The sequence below is a fragment of the Ulvibacter sp. 2210JD10-4 genome (genome assembly GCF_058148525.1).
In genome coordinates this window covers 1-235 of record NZ_JBYVJZ010000111.1, presented here as the reverse complement: position 1 = coordinate 235, position 235 = coordinate 1, and the positions used below count along the sequence as shown (strand labels likewise).

The 235-nt window shown below is 41.7% G+C and carries 1 pseudogene; it reads right to left on the bottom strand.

Annotation, left to right across the window (positions count from 1 at the left end):
- A pseudogene (locus tag ACY2RT_RS15685) lies at positions 1–235 on the bottom strand (DNA topoisomerase IV subunit B); the annotation flags it as partial.

Below are 235 nucleotides of genomic sequence, written 5' to 3'. Positions count from 1 at the left end.
ACACTTCAACAGGAAGGTTAGTTTTCTCGCCCTCCATTGAAATAACATCGGCAATTAACGGTTCGCGATTACCATCCAAAAAACGAATGAATTCTTTTAATCCTGCATCGCTGTAAAAGCTCTCGGTAGGGATTTCGCCTTTTTCGTCGTGTTGGCGGTTAGCAGTTAATGTGATTGTGATTCCTTTGTTCAAATAGGACAAGTCACGAAGCCTGCTGGCAAGTGTGTTATAATT